The 4,061-nt window shown below is 73.0% G+C and carries 4 protein-coding genes; 1 reads left to right on the top strand and 3 read right to left on the bottom strand.

Annotated features, from left to right (window positions below; translation table 11 throughout):
* Together AC3XYG_RS00795 and AC3XYG_RS00790 are read right to left on the bottom strand one after the other, a co-directional pair.
* Positions 1-1,516 (bottom strand): MFS transporter (locus tag AC3XYG_RS00795; protein WP_489137910.1); only part of this gene is annotated, 1,516 nt, incomplete at its 3' end.
* Positions 1,513-2,253: a 3-oxoacyl-ACP reductase family protein gene (locus tag AC3XYG_RS00790; protein ID WP_489137909.1), complete on the bottom strand. Its 741-nt coding sequence runs from the start codon at positions 2,251-2,253 to the stop codon at positions 1,513-1,515. The genes AC3XYG_RS00795 and AC3XYG_RS00790, both read right to left, overlap by 4 nt.
* Before the next feature lie 101 nt (positions 2,254-2,354).
* Between AC3XYG_RS00790 and AC3XYG_RS00785 the strand changes: the two genes are divergently transcribed.
* Positions 2,355-2,987, top strand: a complete 633-nt coding sequence (locus tag AC3XYG_RS00785; RefSeq protein WP_489137908.1) for a TetR/AcrR family transcriptional regulator — start codon at positions 2,355-2,357, stop codon at positions 2,985-2,987.
* On the opposite strand, the gene AC3XYG_RS00780 is transcribed toward AC3XYG_RS00785, so the two are convergent.
* A partial coding sequence (locus tag AC3XYG_RS00780) for a hypothetical protein (protein WP_489137907.1) occupies positions 2,956-4,061 on the bottom strand: 1,106 nt, incomplete at its 5' end. The genes AC3XYG_RS00785 and AC3XYG_RS00780 overlap by 32 nt on opposite strands.

The raw sequence follows: 4,061 nt of genomic DNA, 5'->3' as shown, positions 1-4,061 counted from the left end.
AAATCTCCATCCTCGCCGTCCGACGCCGCAGCAGGGCGAAGGCGACCAGCGCCGCCGCCAGCGTGGCCACGACCAGCACCACCAGCATCGCCTGGAAGGCGCCGCCATAGGCCTGGGCCAGGGCGGCGCGGCCGAGACCGGGCATCCCCGCCAAAGCGCGGTCCATGTCGCCGCCGGCCAGGGCGTTGACCGCATCGGCGATCCGCGGCGCCGCATCACCACCGACAGCGGCCTGCAGCCCGGACTGGCTGAGCCCGACCAGCACGGCCCCGGCGGCGGCGATCGCCAGCGCCTCCCCCGCCACCCGCATGGTTGAGAAGATGCCGGTCGCCATGCCGGCGCGTTCGCGCGGCACGACGCTGACCGACAGGTCTTCCATCAGGCCCCAGGGCAGGCGGGTGCCGATGCCGACCACGAGCATCGGCAGGGCCAGCGCCGCAGCACCGGCACCGACCGGCACGATGGCCAGCCAGCCCAGGCCCAGGGCGGCGATGACCAGGCCGAGGGCGGACAGCGCGGCGGCCGAGACCCGGCGGGCCAGCAGCCCGGCCAGGAACGGCACCACCGCCATCGGCGCCGACAGCGCGATCATTAGCCCGCCGGCCGCGATCTCGCTCATGCCCTCCGCCCCGATGAAGCGCACCGGCAGCAGCACCAGCGGCACCACGAAGCAGACCGCGGTCGCGATCGGCAGGAACTGCACCCCGACGAAGCGGGGATAGCGGAACAGCGACAGGTCGAGCATCGGCCGCGCCACCCGGGTCTCGATCGCGACGAACAGCGCCAACATCGCCGCCGCCCCGGCCAGCAGGCCGACGACGAGCGCGCTGCCCCAGCCGCTTTGCGGCCCCTGCATGATGCCGAAGGTCAGCAAGACCAGCGCCGCGGTGAAGCTGAACAGCCCCGGCCAATCCACCCCGGTGGCGCCGGGGTCGCGCGATTCGCGCATCCGCGGCACGCCGAACACCAGCACCAGCAGGCCGATCGCCGTGCCGGCCAGGAAGATCGCGCGCCAGCCCAGCGTTTCGACCAGAGCGCCGGCCAGGATCGGGCCGAAGGCGAGCCCGATGCCGAAGCTGGTGCCGAGCAGGCTGAAGGCGCGGGTGCGGGCCGGCCCTTCGAATTCCTGCGCCAGCGAGGCGGCGCCGCCGGCCATGGCGATTGCCGCGGCGATGCCCTGGGCGCCACGCAGCAGGTCGAGCGCGACCACGCTGGGCGCGAAGCCGATCACCAGCGACAGCACGGTGAAGCCGGCCACCCCGGCGCGGAACATGCGCTTGCGGCCGAACTGGTCGGCCAGCGCCCCGGCCGCCATGACGAAGCTGCCGAAGGCCAGCACGAAGGCGTTCACCACCCAGCCCAGCGCCACCGGGCTGCCGCCGAGGTCGCGGCTGATCGCCGGCAGCGCCACCGCCGGGCCGGTGAAGCTGAGCGGCATCATCAGCCCGGCGAGGCAGACGGCGCCCAGCACCCAGGCGCTGTTGCTGCCGCCCTCGGGGATGGCGCTGGCGGTCATAGGGACATGCCGCCGTCGATGGTGAGCGCCGCGCCGGTGAGGAACCGGCTTTCGGCCGAGGCCACCCAGGCGACCAGACTGGCGATGTCGTCGCCGGTGCCGTAGCGCGGGATCGCCATCAGGGCGCGCAGGGCATCGGCGCGCGGCCCGTCGGCCGGGTTCATGTCGGTGTCGGTCGGGCCCGGCTGCACCAGGTTCACGGTGATGCCTTGCGGGCCGAGGTCGCGCGCAGCCCCTTTGGCCAGGCCGGTCAGCGCCGTCTTGCTGAGGGTGTAGAGCGTGGCGCCGGCCCGCGGCACCCGGTCGGCCAGGTTGCTGCCGATGATGATGATCCGCCCGCCTTCCGGCAGATGCCGGGCCGCCGCCTGGGTGGCGACGAACACGCCGCGGACATTGACCGCGATGGTGCGGTCGAACTCCTCGAGGCTGAATTCGGCGAACGGCTTCTGGATGGCGATGCCGGCATTGGCGACCAGGATGTCGAGCCGGCCGAATTCCGCCGCCGCACGGTCCACCGCGCCGGACGCCGCCGCCGGGTCGGCGCTGTCGGCCTGCAGCACCAGGGCGCGCCGGCCCAGCGCCTCGATCTCCCGCCCCACGCCTTCCGCCTTTTCGGGCGAGGCGCTGTAGGTCAGGGCGATGTCGGCGCCGTCGCGCGCCAGGCGGCGGGCGATCGCCGCCCCCATGCCGCGGCTGGCGCCGGTGACCAGGGCCACCTTTCCGGAGAGATCGGCCATGGCGGCCTCCACATATTTAATGATCGATAAACAAATCGATGCCGCAGTTGCATCCGGCGGTCAAGTGATTTATTTATCGATCATTAAAGAAAGGATCTGTCATGGCGGAGCGTGGCCGGCCCCGCGGTTTCGACCGCGATGCTGCCCTGCGGCGGGCGATGGAGCTGTTCTGGCGGCATGGTTTCGAAGGCGTGTCGATGGCCGACCTGACCGCGGCGATGGGCATCGCCGCCCCCAGCCTCTATGCCGCCTTCGGCAGCAAGGAGGCGCTGTTCCGCGAGGCGGTGGCGCTGTACCGCGCCACTGAAGGCTCCGCCACGCGCCGGGCGCTGGACTGCCAGAAGACCGCGCGCGGGGCGATCGAGGCGATGCTGCGCGACAATGCCGACGCCTTCACCGATCCCAGCCTGCCGAATGGCTGCTTCGTCATCCTCGGCGCCATCAACACGGCGCCGGGACATGACGGCGTGCGCACGCACCTGCTGGACCTGCACAAGGAATCCTGCGGCCTGCTGCTTCGTCGGCTGGAACAGGGGGCGGCGGCGGGCGAGTTCCCGCCGGGCACGGCCCTCGGGGCCCTAGCCGGCTTCTACTCGACCGTGCTGGCGGGGCTGTCGATCAAGGCCCGCGACGGCACCAGCCGCGCCGAGATGCACGCCATCATCGATCACGCCATGGCGGCCTGGGATGCGATGACCGCGGTTAAGCCGGTGGTCGGGGCCAGCGCCGGCTGATGCGGTAGACCGCGGCCGGCGGCACATTCGCCACGGCCCGGCCGATCCGCACCGCCTTCAGCCCGAGCCGGTCCAGGATGGCGCGCGGGATGGGGCAGCGCGGCCCGTAGGTGAACTGGTAGAAGGCGCCATCCGGCCGCAGATGGTGGAAGGCGCCGTCGAGGATGGCGATCACCGTCCGCGGCGGCATCGACAGCACCGGCAGGCCGCTGACCACGGCGCCGGCCTTGTCGCCGCCGAACAGATCCACCGCCCCCAGCCGGGCGGCGCTCATGCACAGCACCTGCGCCGCCGGGAACCGGTCGCGCAGCAGATCGGCGAAATCCGGCCCGGCCTCGACCAGGGCCAGCCGCGATTCCGGCACGCCACGGCCGATCAGCGCCCGGGTGAAGGCGCCGGTGCCGGGCCCGAGCTCGATCACCGGGGCGGTGTGCGGCTCGATCTCGGCGGTGATCGCGGCGGCCAGCGCCCGGCCGGACGGCACCACCGCCGCCACCCGCAGCGGCGCCTTCAGCCAGGCCCGGAAGAAGGCGAAACCATCGCCGGCATCATGGTGGCGCGCGACGGCCAGCGGAGATGCCTGGGCCTGTGCCGGCCGCCGCCGTGCCGAAGCGGACCGCCAGATCACCGTGCCCAGGACCTCCAGCAGCACCAGCACGACCAGCAGCTTCAGCGCGATCGCCGAGGCGTTCGGGCTGGGGTCGACCAGCGCCGCGGCGGCGTAGCCGGTGCCGATGAACAGGCCGTTCCACAGGCCGATGCCCAGCGCGGTGGCGGCGAAGACCACCAGCGGCCGCACCCGCACCAGCCCGGCGAGGCCGGGCACCACCAGCCGCACCGTCGGCACCAGCTGGGCGATCACGGCGAAGCTCGGCCCCCGCTCCCGCACCCAGGCGATGCAGCGGTCGACCCCAGCCCGAACACCTCGGCGATCGCGCTGAAGCTGCTGGTCGGGTTGGTGCTGCTGGAGGTCCTGGGCACGGTGATCTGGCGGTCCGCTTCGGCACGGCGGCGGCCGGCACAGGCCCAGGCATCTCCGCTGGCCGTCGCGCGCCACCATGATGCCGGCGATGG

This window comes from Inquilinus sp. (genome assembly GCF_057815775.1).
This window is presented reverse-complemented; position numbering and strand designations above follow the sequence as displayed.

What these genes read in the sequence shown, in the direction of transcription:
- AC3XYG_RS00790 (WP_489137909.1), bottom strand. Translation starts at nt 2,253, where the DNA reads ATGGCCGATCTCTCCGGAAAGGTGGCCCTGGTCACCGGCGCCAGCCGC.
- AC3XYG_RS00785 (WP_489137908.1), top strand. Translation starts at nt 2,355, where the DNA reads ATGGCGGAGCGTGGCCGGCCCCGCGGTTTCGACCGCGATGCTGCCCTG.